Origin of the sequence: Streptomyces pactum, from assembly GCF_016031615.1 — a bacterium.
Classification (GTDB): domain Bacteria; phylum Actinomycetota; class Actinomycetes; order Streptomycetales; family Streptomycetaceae; genus Streptomyces; species Streptomyces pactus.
Map to the genome: position 1 here is coordinate 4,114,352 of NZ_JACYXC010000001.1, position 14,780 is coordinate 4,129,131.

The 14,780-nt window shown below is 75.5% G+C and carries 7 protein-coding genes and 1 pseudogene; 4 read left to right on the plus strand and 4 right to left on the minus strand.

The window, feature by feature from the left end; all coding sequences use genetic code 11:
* The first annotated feature begins 19 nt into the window (after window positions 1-19).
* Entirely contained in the window at window positions 20-3,001 is a 2,982-nt protein-coding gene (locus tag IHE55_RS31350) for an ATP-binding protein (protein ID WP_307826693.1), read from the plus strand.
* 264 nt (window positions 3,002-3,265) lie between these two features.
* Here IHE55_RS31350 and IHE55_RS16335 read toward each other — a convergent pair whose 3' ends face one another.
* Window positions 3,266-3,658, minus strand: coding sequence for a RidA family protein (locus tag IHE55_RS16335; RefSeq protein WP_197992049.1), 393 nt, complete (start codon window positions 3,656-3,658; stop codon window positions 3,266-3,268).
* A 112-nt stretch (window positions 3,659-3,770) separates the two neighbouring features.
* Here IHE55_RS16335 and IHE55_RS16340 point away from each other — a divergent pair, with 112 nt between their 5' ends.
* Entirely contained in the window at window positions 3,771-4,154 is a 384-nt protein-coding gene (locus IHE55_RS16340) for a winged helix-turn-helix transcriptional regulator (RefSeq protein ID WP_197989694.1), read from the plus strand.
* A 171-nt stretch (window positions 4,155-4,325) separates the two neighbouring features.
* Here the strand turns inward: IHE55_RS16340 and IHE55_RS33145 are convergent, their stop codons facing one another.
* The 3 genes and pseudogenes from IHE55_RS33145 to IHE55_RS16350 all read right to left on the minus strand — a co-directional run bounded on the left by IHE55_RS33145 (window position 4,326) and on the right by IHE55_RS16350 (window position 8,316).
* Window positions 4,326-4,700 carry an NPCBM/NEW2 domain-containing protein gene (locus tag IHE55_RS33145; protein ID WP_372442688.1) on the minus strand — a complete coding sequence of 125 codons (375 nt, stop codon included), beginning with the start codon at window positions 4,698-4,700 and terminating at the stop codon, window positions 4,326-4,328.
* A gap of 997 nt (window positions 4,701-5,697) precedes the next feature.
* Window positions 5,698-7,023, minus strand: a pseudogene (locus IHE55_RS33150) (RNA polymerase sigma factor); the annotation flags it as partial.
* A gap of 549 nt (window positions 7,024-7,572) precedes the next feature.
* Window positions 7,573-8,316 (minus strand): TetR/AcrR family transcriptional regulator, encoded by a 744-nt coding sequence (locus IHE55_RS16350; RefSeq protein WP_197989695.1) that lies wholly within the window; start codon window positions 8,314-8,316, stop codon window positions 7,573-7,575.
* 328 nt (window positions 8,317-8,644) lie between these two features.
* On the opposite strand from IHE55_RS16350, the gene IHE55_RS16355 reads away from it, so the two are divergent.
* Window positions 8,645-9,988 (plus strand): NAD(P)/FAD-dependent oxidoreductase, encoded by a 1,344-nt coding sequence (locus IHE55_RS16355; protein WP_197989696.1) that lies wholly within the window; start codon window positions 8,645-8,647, stop codon window positions 9,986-9,988.
* A gap of 2,818 nt (window positions 9,989-12,806) precedes the next feature.
* Entirely contained in the window at window positions 12,807-14,711 is a 1,905-nt protein-coding gene (locus IHE55_RS33155) for a SpoIIE family protein phosphatase (protein WP_372442763.1), read from the plus strand.
* Window positions 14,712-14,780 lie beyond the last annotated feature (69 nt).

Consider the following 14,780-nt stretch of genomic DNA (forward strand, 5'->3'; position numbering starts at 1 on the left):
TTCCCCTCCGCCGTCGCCGGTGGCCGCCCTGGCGTACCCCGGCGCCCCGGCCCCGCCCGCTTCGGGGTTCGCCGTCCCCGCCGTACCCGGGAACCTCCGTCCGCGCCTGACCAGCTTCGTCGGGCGGCAGGCGGAAGTGGAGGCGCTCCGCCGGCGGCTGCGCGAGTCCCGCCTGATCACCCTCACGGGCCCCGGCGGGTCGGGGAAGACCCGACTGTCGGAGGAGACCGCGGCGACCGCCGCCGGGGCGTACCCCGACGGCGTGTGGGTGGCCGAACTCGCGCCGCTGGACGACCCGAGCGCCGTGCCGGGCACCGTGCTGAGCGCCGTCGGCCGCCGCGACACCACCTGGCTCGGTGCCGGGTTCGACTCCCGGACCACCGGGCCGGACGGCGCGGACCCCACCGCCCGGCTCATCGAACACTGCGCCCACCGCCGGCTGCTGCTGCTCCTGGACAACTGCGAGCACGTCATCGACGCCGCCGCCAGGCTCGCCGAGACGCTGCTCGCGCACTGCCCCGGTGTGACCGTGCTCGCCACCAGCCGGGAGCCGCTCGGCGTCCCCGGGGAGACGGTACGGCCGGTGGAACCGCTGCTGCCGGCCCCGGCCCACCAGCTCTTCGCGGAGCGCGCCACCGCGGTACGCCCCGGGTTCGCCGCCGATCAGGACCGTGAGACCGCCGCGGCCGTGGCCGAGATCTGCCGGCGGCTGGACGGGCTGCCGCTCGCCATCGAGCTGGCCGCCGCCCGGTTGCGGCTGCTCACCCCCCGGCAGATCGCCGACCGGCTGGACGACCGCTTCCGCCTGCTGACCAGCGGCAGCCGTACCGTGCTGCCCCGGCAGCAGACGCTGCGCGCGGTGGTCGACTGGTCCTGGGACCTGCTCGACGAGCGGGAGCGCACCCTGCTGCGGCGTGCCGCGGTCTTCACCGGCGGCTGGGATCTCGCCGCCGCGGAGGCGGTCTGCGCGGACGGCCCGGACACCGACCCCGGCACCGGCCCGGACACCGACCCCGGCACCGGCCCGGACACCGCCCCGGCGGGCCCCGGCGCCGCCGCGCCCGACGACGCCACCGTCCCGGGGGAGCGGGTGCGTATCGAACGGGCGGACGTGCTGGACCTGCTCGGCGCACTCGTGGACAAGTCGCTGCTCGTCGCCGAGCAGCCACCGCGGCGGTCCGGCGGCGACGAACCCGGTCGCGCGGGGCCGGCTCGCGCAGTGCCAGGTCACGCGGGGCCGGGTGGCGACGGACCGGGAGGCGACGGCCGGGAAGGCGTGGACCGGGATGGCCGGGATGGCGGCGGCGCGGGGGCCGGGGAGCCCGGTACCGGCGGGCCGGGGGCCGGTGAGCCGGACGGCATGCGGTACCGGATGCTGGAGACCATCCACGAGTACGCCACCGAGCGGGCGGCCGAGACCCCCGGCGCCCGGCGGGACCACCTCGCCGCCATCCGTCGCCACACCGCCCACTTCCGCGCGTTCGTCCGTACCGCGGAGCCGCGGCTGCGGTCCGCGGAACAGCTGCCGTGGCTGCGCCGGGTGGAGACCGAACTGGACAATCTCCGCGCCGCCCTGCACCGTTCGCTGCAGGCCGGGGACACCGACAGCGCGCTCGCCCTCGTCTTCGGCCTGGGCTGGTTCTGGTGGCTGCGCAACTACCGCGACGAGGGCGCGTCCTGGATCGACCGGTTGCTCGGCGTCCTGGCGCCCGGGGTGCTGCCCGTGCTGGCCCGGGAAGGTGCGCCCGCCCCGGCCGCCGGCGGACCGGCCGGCCGGCCCGACCCCCTGGACATCGCCGACCTCCAGTTGCTGCGGTACTTCCTCCTCTCCGACGAGCGCAGCGACGAGGAACTGAGGAGCCCGCCGAGCCTGGCCGTGGCGGTGGCCATCCGCGACGCCTACTCCGGCCACACCGGCCCGCGCTCCGCCCGTTTCCCCGGCGTCCTGTGGCCCTTCGCCGCCTATTTCACCGATGGGCGGGCGGGGGTGCTGCGGCTGCTCGACCAGGCCGTGGTCAACTGCCGTGAACACCGGGCGGAGTGGGCACTCGCGGTGGCGCTGATGTTCCGCACCCACTTGGTCATCGACATGCCGGGCGGGGTGCGCCGGGCCGAGCTGCACTGGCCGGAGCTGCGCGAACTCAGCCGGCGGGTCGGCGACCGCTGGGTACTCGCCCAGGTGCACGGCGCCAACGGCGAGATGGCCATGGCGCACGGACGGTACGCGGAGGCGCGCGCCTCCTACGAGGAGGCCCTGCGGCTCGCCCGCGAGCTGGGCGCCCTCGCCGAGACCCCGTTCCTCGTCACCCGCCTGGCCGACCTGGCCTTCCAGACGCTGGAGACGGACGAGGCGCTGCGGCTGCTGGAACAGGCTGACGCGGAGGCGGACCGCTACGCGACGTACGACGCGCGGGCGTTCATCCGGCTGCTGAGGGCCTTCATCGCGGTACGGAACGACGACGCGGCCGCCGCCCGCACGCTGTACGAGGAGGCGCGCCAGGCGTCGGCACGGAGCAGTCCGCCCCCGCAGGCGGACGTCGCGCTCCACGGTCTGGACGCCTGGCTGACCGCCGCCGCCGGGAATCTGCCGGAGGCTCTGCGGAAGGCCGGTGGGGCCCTCCGGATGGGTGTGGAGTCGGGCTGCACCGAGGCGGTGCAGGCCCATCAGGCGATGATCGCGGCCGGCATCCTCCTCCGGATGGGGGAACCCGGGCGTGCGGGCCAGATGCTCGGGGCGGCGAAGGGGTGGCTGGGGGGACTGCCGCCCACCCCCGTGCAGGCCGAGCAGATCGCCGACATCGAACGGAAGGCGGGTGCGGCGCTGGGGGCCCGCCGGTACGCCGAACACCACGCCGCCGGCATGGGGCTGAGCGCGCTGGACTGCGTGGCCCTGCTGGACACCGTCCTCGCCGCGTCCGGCCGTCACCGGGCCACCGACGGGGGGTCCGGTGCGGGGCCGGCCGGGACCGGCGCGTCCCGGACCGACGGGCACCCGCACTGACCGACGGCGCCCGCCCCGCTGACCGGTCCGTCCCGGTGACCGGCCCGCCCCGCTGACCGGCCCGCCTCGCTGGCCGGTACGCCCCGCTGGCCCGCTGCCTGGGTCAGGGGCCATGTCGCCTGCCGAAAGCCGCAGATCGCGGTGGAGGCGGGCAAGGCGCCCATCGAGGGACATCCCGCACACCCGTCCGCCCGGCATCGATGCGGAGGCCGACTCCGGCGACGTCGCCGTGCAGCTGGCGGGAGAGCGTGCGAGGAGGAGACCTCAAGCGGGCAGTCTCATGTCGATGACGAAGCTGATTTCGACGACCTGGCCGGGCAAGGTCAGTTCGGGGACGCCCAGGACCGTGCTGGCCGGGCGGTGGTCGCCGAAGTACCCCAGGTTGCCCTCCGCCGTCGCCGCGGCGTTCTGCCGCAGGTCCACCACGTACAGGGTCTGCGAGACGACCTGGTTCCGGGTGCAGCCGTAGTGGTCCAAAACCTTGTCCATGTTGGCGTAGGTCTGCTTGAGCTGGGCGGCGAAGTCGCCCGCGTGGAGGAACTCACCTGCCTCACCGAACGAGAGCTGTCCGGAGACGTGGATCAGCTCGCCGGACCTGATCGCCTGTGAGTAGCCGAAGTCGCTCTCGGCCGGCACGTTGTGGTTGAAGACGTCCATGGGGGTGGTCACGGTGCGCGCCCTTCCGGTTGCTCTCTTGTGGTTACTCAGGGACTGTAGGAGAGTGATGGCTGACCTGGAAGAACGCACTTTTCGGTGATTGAGGAACCTCATGGTGACCAAGCAGCTGCTCAAGGGCCTGCCCGAGGACGCCGACCTGCGGCGTGCGGACTCCCTCGCGCGGGAGATCTTCTCGGACGTCGCCAACAAGTGGGCGCTCCTGATCATCGAGGCGCTCGGCGAGCGCACCCTGCGCTTCAGCGAGCTGCGCAACGAGGTCGAGGGCATCAGCCACAAGATGCTCACCCAGAACCTGCGCATGCTGGAGCGCAACGGTCTGGTCGACCGGAAGGTGCACCCCACCGTGCCGCCGCGGGTCGAGTACACCCTCACCGAGCCGGGCCGGGCCCTGCGCACCGCGGTCGACGCCATTTGCGGCTGGACGCACCAGCACCTCGGGCACATCGAGCGTGCACGCGGCCGTTTCGACGCCTGACGGGCCCGCAGCGACACCCCCACGCGTCGCGCGCTTCCTTGATCGATCTCACGTCGGTGGCACCGACGTGGCCCGCGCTTCACCTGATCGGGCTACCGAGCCATCCCGTGCCGTAGTCCACTGACGGTCCGGTTGACCGGTTCGGTCGGTGTCTGACCGCCCTATGACCGGCTACGAGCAGTCGATGCTGGAATCCGCCCAGTCCGCCATGGCCTTCCGGTCCACCGATCCGTGGCGCTCCACCACCAGCCGGACCGTCCGGCGGCCGGAGAGCCCGACCGACACCGGGACCGCGGGCTCCCCGGCGTGCAACATCCGGGACCGCCACAGCAGCACCCCGTCCGCGTACACCGCGAACCGGGCCGCGCTCCCGGGCTCCGCCGACAGGTCGTCGATGCCCGCGACGGCTCGGTAGGCGGTGCAGGGCCGGTTGAGGTCGATGGTGAGGGAGGACGGTTCGGCGACCGTGACCCCGTCCGGGTACGTCCGTCCGCCGATCGACAGGCTTGAGCGCTGCCACATCCAGCTGCTCTCGCCGCGCCGCACCTCGGGAACGGTGCCGCCCCCGTCGCCGTACGACAGCGTGCTGAGCCGGTAGACCGCCGGGGCGGGCGTCGGCGTCGGGTCCGGGCCGGGGTCGGGCGGCGAGGTCCGCGTCGGTTCCGGCGTAGGGGAAGGCGTCGGCCTGGGACCCGGGTCCGGTTTCGGGTCCGGGCCCGGTTCCGGGGCGACCGTGGGCGAAGCCGTCGGGGCCGGCCGGGCCGGGGTGCGGGCTGGACCGGGCGAGGACGACGGGTGCGACTCCGGGGCCGGTCGCGCGGCGGGGGGTACGCGTCGGGGGGCCGGGCCGCCGTCGGGCGCGGCTCCGCGGCGTTCCCGGCGGCGGGCCGCTCCGCCGGGGACCGGGACGGCGCCGGCCGCGGGGACGCCGGTGACGGCGAGGGGGTGGCGGACGAGGCCGGGGAGTCGTTCCCGCTCCGGCGGTGCGTTCGGTGCCGCCACCGGCGGTCAGCGCGAGGGCGGTCGCGGCCGCCGCCACCACGACACCGGCGGCGATACCGACCTTCACCGGCGCGCCCAGACCCTCGGCCGCCGCTCCCGCCCCGCCGCCGGTCCCCGTACCGGCGCCCGCGCCCGCGCCCGCTCCCGCACCGGCTCCCGCGCTCGCCCCGCCGCCCGCCGCGGCAGCCGCACCGGCGCCCGCACCCGCGCCGGCGGCCACCGTGGCGGCAGCCGTCCTGAGCACGTACTCCCCGGCGAACCAGCCGATGACGGCGATGGGCAGCACGGCGCGCAGCCGCGCGTTGACGTCCGCGACCTCCAGCGCCGCGGTACGGCACCGGGCACAGTGGTCGAGGTGCCGGCGCAGGCCCAGCTCCGCCCGGCTGCGCAGCCCGCCCCGCGCGTAGGCGCCCAGCCGGTCCGCGTAACGGGCGCACTCGCCACCCTCGGTGAGCGCGCTGCTGACGTGGGCCTGGAGGTACGCCTGCTTGAGCTTCTCCCGGGCCCGGTGCGCCAGTACCGCCGTGGCGTTGTCGGTCAGCCCCAGCAACGGCGCCACCTCGCGCGGCGACTCCTCCTCCACCGTGGTGTGCCAGAGCACCGTCTGGTAGTGCTCCGGCAGGCTGCGGAACGCCTGCACGGCGAGCGACTGCTCGGCGTGGTGCATCGCCCGTACGTCCGCCCCCACGTCGTCCGTGCGCGCCTCGGCGGCGGGACGTGCGGCCTGTGAGGCGAACACGGCGAAATCCTCGACCAGGTGCTCCCGCCGGGCCGACCTGCCCCAGGCGGCGGCGACCCGGCGCACGGTGGTGAGCAGGTACGCGCGGACCGCCGAATCCGGCCCGGCGCCCCCGCGTATCGCCTGGAGCGTACGGGCGAACACCTCCGCCGTCAGGTCGTCGGCGGTGTCCGCGTCCCGGCAGCAGCTACGGGCGTACCGGCGCACCGCTGCCGCGTGCCGCCGGTACAGCTGCTCGTACGCGCCGTCGTCCCCACCGCGCAGCCGGGCCACCAGCTCGGCGTCCGAGGGGCCCGCCACGGGCCCGTCCGCCGTCCCGCCGGTGCGGCCACCGGGCTCGCGCTGCGGCGGCACCGTCGGCACCGCCGCCTCACCGCCGCCCCCGTCGCCGCCGGCCGCGGCACCGTCCCGGCGGTGCCGGGCGGGCCGGGCGGCCGTACCGCGGTGTCCGCCGTGCGGGGCGCGCACGGTGTCTTCGGCGGTCGGCCCGCTGTCCGCCGTCCCCGGCCCCTCCAACGCGCCCGGCACGCCCGGCGTCGCCGGTGTCCCTGGTGCGTCCGGCGACCCCGGAACTCCCGACACCTCCGCCGAGCCGTCCCCCGCGGAGCCGCCACCCGGGTCGGCGCCCGGTGCATCGCCGGTGACGGGTGCGTCGCCGGCGCCCGGTCGCGGGCGGGCACGCCCCTGCGTCGGTACCTGCGGGGTGGGGCCGGCGGTTTCGGCGGTTGAGTCGGTGCCGGGGTGGTTGCCGCCGGCGGGACCGGTGCCGGGGGCGGGATCGGGGCGGCTGCCGGATGACCGCTGCCGGCCGACGTGATGAGGGGCCCCGGTACCGCTGTGCGCCGGGCGGTCGTCACCGGCGTGCCCACCGGGCCCGTACGCTCCGCCACCCCGTGGATCTTTCCGCCCGTCAACGCCCATAACGGAAGCCCCTGACCAGACCGACACGCTCGAACACCGGCAAGCGTGCCACAGCGCCGGTCGGGTGCCATCCGTTCGGGTGGTCAACCACTCGGAGGTGTGTTCCGGCACGGACCGGGCCGGGCCTTCACCCGGTTGGGGAACACCCGTCCGACAGCCGCCGCCCGGCGTCCCGGTCATGCCGCCGGATGAGAGCCGGCACCGCATCCGGCAGAGGCGTACGGGCCGGCCTCCGGTCGCCCGCGAGGGGGGTCCGTACGGACAGACAACCGCCCCCCAGGAGTGGCCGGCCCACGAAGGCCCCGCCGCCGGACGGGCACAACGCCGGACGGGCACAACGCCGGACGGGCACAACGCCGGACGGGCACAACGTCAGACCGGGCCGCCACACCGGACCGCCACAGGACCGTGACCTGCCGGGACAGAAACCGACCGGGACAGAAACCAGCCGGGACACAAACCGACCGGGACCCAAACCGGCACCGACGGAAACAGTCGTGAAGAGATCAGCCAGAACCCCCGACCGACCGAACCCCGAGGCCGGGACCGACGAGGCCGGGACCGACGAGGCCGGGACCGACGAGGCCGGGAATGATGAGGCCGGGAATGATGAGGCCCGGGGCTTACGAAGCGCGGAAGCGAGCGGACCGACGAAGCGCGGAAGCGAGCGGACCGACGAAGCCCGGCAACGCAACGAGCGGAACGACGAAGGCCGGGCGTGCCCCCGAAGGACGCGCCCGGCCGGGTGTCCCGGTATCAGCTCCGGGGCCGCAGTCCGTCCAGCAGGATGTCCAGCAGCCGGGCCGAGGCAGCCGCCTGCTGTGCCGCGTCCGGCAGCGAGGGCGCGGCCGTGGCTATCACCAGCAGCACGTCCGCGACCGTCACGTCCGGCCGCAGCTCACCGGCCTCCCGGGCCCGGTCCACCAGCTGCCCGACCACGTCGAGCAGCGCCGCCACGCCCGCGTCGTCCCGCTCGTCGGTGGTCGGCGCGGTGCGCTGCTCGACCAGCCGCAGCTCCGGCTGGGCGGTCCCCGTACGGCCGGCTACGGCCGACTGGCGCTGGTGCGGCACCCGTGCCGTACCCTCCTCGCCCTCCGGCTCCACGCCGACGCGCAGCACCTGCGGCGGCAGCAGTCGGCCCGCGCCCGACGCCACGGACGTCCGCAGGAAGCGGGCGAGCGCCGACCACGGCTCTTCCTCCTGGCCCAGAGCGGTCCGTGCCTGCTCGGTGAGGCGGGCCGTCTCCTCCTCCGCTATCCGGCGTACCAGCACGTCCTTGCTGGGAAAGCGCCGGTAGACGGTTCCTACGCCGACCCGGGCCCGACGGGCCACGTCCTCCATCGGCGCGCCGTAGCCCAGCTCGCCGAAGACCTCACGCGCCGCGCGTAGAACGTGCTCAAGATTGCGCTGCGCATCCACCCGAAGCGGCGTATTGCGGCCGACCGCACCGTCCGAAGAGGCGACGGCCGTGGCCGACCATTGAGAACCCTGGATGTGCATATGTGATCCCCCGGTAATGACGCGTCTCCCCCCGGAGACTCCCCGCCCTGTCATGGTCGGGGGCAGCCTCGACCCCGACCATGTATGAACATAGTTGAGCCCCGGTCAAGAAAGAAGGGGGGATGTTCCGCGTGTCCGGTCCCCCCTGAACGGAGTACCGGGCGCACGGTCGCCGTTTGCGCACCCGGGCCGTGCCCGGTTCCCGGTGCTGACCTGCGCGCATTCCATAAGCTCCGACGATTCCCGGCCGAGGCGCGGGCGACGGCGGACGGTCACACAATTCGCCGGGCCTGTGGACAAACTCCGTTCGCGGGTGCGTCATGGGAGAGTGAAGGAACCTGCGCGCATTCTCGTTGTCGGCGGCGGCTACGTCGGGATGTACACCGCGCTGCACCTCCAGCGGAAGCTGAGGCGCGGCGAGGCACAGGTCGTCGTGGTCGATCCCGAGCCGTACATGACCTACCAACCGTTCCTGCCCGAGGCGGCGGCCGGGTCCATCTCACCGCGCCACGTCGTGGTCCCGCTCCGGCGCATCCTGCCCAAATGCCACGTGGTCATCGGCGAGGTCACCTCCATCGACCACGCCGGGCGCACCGCGCACATCAAGACCCTCGCCGCGGAGGAAGAGGGCACCGGCACGATCGACATCCACTACGACGAACTCGTCCTGGCACCCGGCTCGGTATCCCGCACCCTGCCCGTTCCCGGCCTGGCCGACTTCGGCATCGGATTCAAGACCGTCGAGGAAGCCATCGGGTTGCGTAACCACGTGCTGGAGCAACTCGACATCGCCTCCTCCACCCGTGATCCGGCGGTCCGGGACGCGGCTCTCACCTTCGTATTCGTCGGCGGCGGATACGCCGGTGTGGAGGCGCTGGCGGAGCTGGAGGACATGGCGCGATACGCGGCGCGCTACTACCACAACATCGAGCCCGGCGACCTCAAATGGATTCTGGTCGAGGCGACCGACCGCATCCTCCCCGAGGTCGGCCCGGAGATGGGCCGGTACGCCGTTCGCGAGCTGCGCGGACGCAATATCGACGTACGCCTGGAAACCCGCCTGGATTCGTGCGAGGACCGGGTCGCCGTGCTCAGCGACGGATCCCGCTTCCCCACCCGCACCCTGGTGTGGACGGCGGGCGTCAAGCCCCACCCGGTGCTGGCCGCCACCGACCTGCCGAGGAACGAGCGGGGCCGCCTGACCTGCGCCGCCGATCTGCGCGTCGAGGGCGTCGAGCACGCCTGGGCGGCCGGTGACGCCGCCGCCGTCCCCGACCTCACCTCCCCGGAACCGGGCAAGGAGTGCGCCCCCAACGCCCAGCACGCGGTGCGGCAGGCCAGGGTCCTGGCCGAGAACATCCTCGCCTCGCTCCGCGACCGGCCGCTGAAGAACTACGAGCACGCCTACGTCGGCTCCGTCGCCTCCCTGGGCCTCCACAAGGGCGTCGCGCACGTCTACGGCCGCAAGCTCAAGGGCTACCCCGCCTGGTTCATGCACCGGGCCTACCACCTGAGCCGGGTGCCCACCTTCAACCGCAAGGCGCGGGTACTCGCCGAGTGGACCCTCGCCGGGCTCTTCAAGCGCGAGATCGTCTCGCTCGGATCGCTGGAGAACCCGCGCGCCGAGTTCGAACTCGCCGCGGGGACCGGCCGCCACCCGGAAGCGAGTTGACCGGGCGCCCGCGGCGCCGCCCCACCCGGGCCCGCCGCCGCGCCCACCCGGCGAGCCGTCACCACCCCCCGGGCGGGCCGTGAGCCCCTCCGGCCCGCCGCCGTCCCGTCGCCCCGCCGCTCGCCGACCCCCGGCGTCGCCCCGAACGCCGCCGCGTCCACCGGTTCGGACGGTGCCGCGTCCACCGGTCCGGACGCCGCGCCCGCCGACCCGGGCACCGCCACGCTTACCGGGCCGGGGACCGGCGCACGGGCCGGTCCGTACGCCCGCCTCCTCGCAGCCCCGGAGGACCACCCGCCTGCCGGCCCGGACGGACGCCCGCCCGCAGCCCCGGACGGACGCCCGCCCGCCGCTCTGCGGGCCCGCCCGGGCGCCGCCGTGCTCGCCGATCGGGGCGCCCGCCCGGGTGTCCCGTTGCTCACCGGTCGGGGTGGCGGTGCGGATGCCGGCCACCCCGCTGTTCCGGCTGCCGGTGGGAGTGCCGGCCTGCATCGCGCCGTGCCCGCCGGCCCGGGCGCCGACCGCCCCGCAGGCGCGGGCACCGGCCCGTACGGCCATCCGGGCGCCGCCACGGTCGCAGGACCTGGAACTGCTCCGGACGCCGGCCCGAGCGCCGCACCGCTCGCGGCCCTTTGCGCAGAGCCGTCCGCCGGCCCGTACGCCCACCCGAGCACCGCCGCGTCCACCGGTTCGGACGGTGCCGCGTCCACCGGTCCGGACGCCGCGCCCGCCGACCCGGACACCGCCATGCTTACCGGGCCGGGGACCGGCGCATGGGCCGGTCCGTGCGCCCCTCGGTACGCCCGCCCCATCACCGGCCCGTACGTCTGTCCGGGTGCTCTCCTGCTCACCGGCCCGGGTGGTGGTCCGGACGCCGCCGCGTCCGTACGCCCGGGCTCCGGACCGAGCCGCGGCGCAGGTGCCCGCCCAGGTGCCGCCGTGCCCGCCGGGCCCCGCACAGGCGCGGGCAGCAGGCCCTCCGGGAAGGGATCCCGGCCGGTACGGCACAGATGTGGCACCACGCCCGCCGCCAGGGCGTCACGGACGGCCGGAGCACCCCTCCCCACGGGGCGGTCGAACGCGGTTCCGGTGCCGTGCGGAGCCGACCCGCCACGCTCGCCCTCATGCCGGTGCCGAGCGGCCCGGCGCCGGTCGGTCGCCGCACACCGTCCAGGTGGAGCGGTCCTGCACCGGGCGCATCGGGTGGCGCCGGGAACTCCCCCGAGACCCCCGGCGTCTGACGGATGTCCGCACCTTCGGCCACACTGTCCGTGTGACCATGGGTGGGCCCCGGTCCACCAAGAGTGACAACCTGTACAGAGTGACGACGGCGAGGATCTGGACGTGCTGCTGCATCTTCCCGGGGGCCATCCCCCGTACCGCCAGATCCGTGCGCAGCGGAGCCGCTGACCAACACCGCAGCCGCTGACGCGGCGTGCACCCGACGGGCCGCCCGAAACGACACGCGAGGCACACCTCAGTGAACTTCACGCGCTGGAGCGCTCGACTCCCCGGAACCCAGCGACGCGCCGCCGCGCGGAGCGCCCGCGCCGGTGGCGGCTCTGTACCGGCCGCCCGCGGCGGGCGTACCGATTCCGTGCGTCGCGCCGGAACGGGCCCCGCGGCGCCCCGCCCTCAGGACGGAGACGCGGGTGCGGGCACCGCGGACATGCCCGCACCGGCCCTCGACGGGCTCTCCGTCCACGAGGTGCTCGGGCAGGTCCCGGCGCTGGTGGCGGTCGTCTACGGTCCAGAACACCGGATCGCCTACGCCAACGACGCCTACACCGCCCTCTTCGGCCCGTCCACCCCCGGGGCTCCGGCCCGCGAGGCGCTCCCCGAACTGACCGAACTGGGGTTGCTGCCCCTGATGGACCAGGTGCTCCGCAGCGGCAGACCCCGCACCGTGAAGTCCCTGCGCGTACCGGGCGAGGGGTTCCGCCACCGCGGCACCGGTGGCCCTGACGCTTCTGCCGTGGGTGGCGAGGGCACCGGAACACCGCCGGCCGTTACCGGGTGCCCCGACCCGGTGCGCCCCGAGCCGGAAGCACACGGCGTGGCGCGGACCACACCTCCCGCGCCCGGCACCGGGAAGGCGGCGCGCTCCGACACCCCGCACCGGGACGCCGGGCACCCGGACGCGGCCCTCACCGACGCCACGCGAACGGCGGACGGCGAACCGTTGTCCGGAACCGCGCCCGGGAAGCCGCCGCACGGAACCGCGCACGGCGAACCGCCGCCCGGAACGGCACACCCGGGCACACAGGCCGAAGCCTCGCCGGGAACGGCGCACCGGGACGCGCAGGTCGAACCGTCGCCGGGAACAGCGGCCGCGGGACCGCCGCCCACGGCCCCGGCACGGCCCGGGACGCCGTCGGCGCCGGCCGGACCGGACTCGGCACCCACCTGCGCGGCGGACGCTTCGGCCCACGCCGAGGGATGCACCACCACGCCTGACCAGGGGCCGGCGTCCTCCACCGGCTCCTCCACCGGCTCCGACGCACCGTCCGGGGCCGCACCTGCCCGCGCCCACGCCCCGGCACCTTCGGCACCGGGTTCCGTGGACGGTCTCCCGCACCCCGCCGCCACGCCCCGGTCCACCGGCTCCGACGCCTCCGCGCGCGCCGACGGGACGGCACCCGCCGATGCCACGGCTCTCACCGACGCGAAAGCCCTCACCGGCCCCACGGCCCGCACCGGCGCGGCAGCCCCCGCCCACGGGAACGAGCCGGACACCGCACCCGGTACCGCACCCGCCCCGGCCGACCGGGACGGGGTGACCGGCCACGTCCCCGGCGCCGAGACACCCATCGAGACGATGGCGTCCACCGACGGGTGCCGGCCGGGCCCCACACCCGCACCGGCCAACCCGGACAGCGCACCCGCACCGGTCGACCCGGACCGTGCACCCGGCACCGAAGCCGGCACCGCGACCCCATCGACCGGGCGCCGCCCCGTAGCCGAGGACACCGGCCCGGGCGGTGCGGCCCGCACCGAACCGGAGACCACTGCCGTACCGACCGGCCCCGGCGCCACACCGACCGCCCCGGACCCCGACGGGCGCACCGCGACCACACCGTCCGCCCCGCACGCGGCGTCCGGCACCGTCGCCGCGGCCTCGGCAGTCGGCGGGCGGGCGCGCCGGGAACACGGCATGGTGCGTGCCGCGCTCGCGGGTCTGCCGTTCGCCGGCTTCACCGCCTTCCACGGGAACACCGGCCGTGCCACCCAGCCCGAGAGGCGGCCCGCCGGCACCCCGCGCCGGACCGATCCGGCGGGCGAGACCCTCCCCGGCCCCGCGACAGGGGCGCCCGGGGGAGCGTCCGTGCGACCCGAGGACGCCCGGGAGGCCGGGGCGCCGGCCCCACCGCCCGCCACCTCCGACCGCCGTACCCGGGACACCTACTACACCTTCACCTGCACCCCGATCGAGGTTCCCGTACCGGTGTCCGGGAACCCCGCCGAGACGCCCGGCGGGTGCTCCGCCACCGGGGACGACAGCACGGCCGGAGAGGGGACCACCACCGGCCGCCGGGGCGTCCTCGTCTTCGGGGCGGACGTCACCGACCAGGTCGAGACGGCCGAACGCCTGCGGGCCAGCGAACGCCTCCAGCGGGAGGCGGTCGTCACCCTCCAGCGCACCCTGCTCCCCCAGGAGCTGGAACAGCCCGACGATCTGCGGGTCGCCGCGACCTACCGCCCCGGTGGGGAGGACGCCGCGGTGGGCGGCGACTGGTACGACGTGATCACCCTCGGCGCCGGTCGCACCGCCCTGGTCATCGGCGACGTCATGGGCCGCGGCGTCCGGGCGGCTGCCGTGATGGGGCAGCTGCGCACCGCCGTACGGGCCTACGCCCGCCTCGACCTGCCCCCGCACGAGGTGCTCCAGCTCCTCGACGGGCTCGCGGCCGAGATCGACGCCAGCCAGATCGCCACCTGCGCCTACGCCGTGCACGACCCCAACGAGGGTCGTCTCCTCTATGCCTCCGCGGGCCACCTCCCCATCCTCGTGCGTGATCCGGACGGTACGGTCCGGCGTGCCGCCGAGCCCACCGGCCCGCCGCTGGGAACCGGGGGATGGCTGCACTCCTCCGGCTCCGTGCCCTTGGTCCCGGGCTCCACCGCCGTCCTCTACACCGACGGTCTGGTGGAACGCCGGGACAAGGACATCGACGACGGGGTCGCCGCCCTGGAGCGGGCTTTCGCCGGTGCCACCGGATCACCCCAGGTCATGTGTGACCGTCTCATCCGCACCATGGGCATCACCGCCGACCACGACGACGACGTGGCCGTCCTGGTGGTGCAGCACCCGGCACGCACCGGCCATGACGCGGAGCTGTTCCACAACGCCGCCCTGGAACTCCTCGGCGGCATCGAGGCGGCGCCCCGGGCACGAGCCTTCGCCTCGGGGGTCCTCGCCAGCTGGCGGTTCCCCACCGAACTGAGGGACCTCGGCGTCCTGGCGACCAGTGAACTCGTCGCCAACTCCCTGAAGCACGGTGCCCCGCCGATGCGGCTCAGGCTCCGCCGTACCGACCGCAGGCTGATCATCGAGGTGACGGACGGCGACGACCATCTGCCGCGCCGCCGCCGGGCCGAACCCGGGGACGAGGCGGGCCGCGGTATCTCGATCATCGCGACCATCGCCTCCTCCTGGGGCTCCCGCCGCACCCCGGGCGGCGGCAAGGCCGTGTGGTGCGAGTTCGCCCTGCCCGGTAGCTGAGGCCCCGGGATCCCGGCGGCCGGGCCCGGGCCTCCGGCCTCCGGCCGACCGGGGGCACTCCGGCCTCCC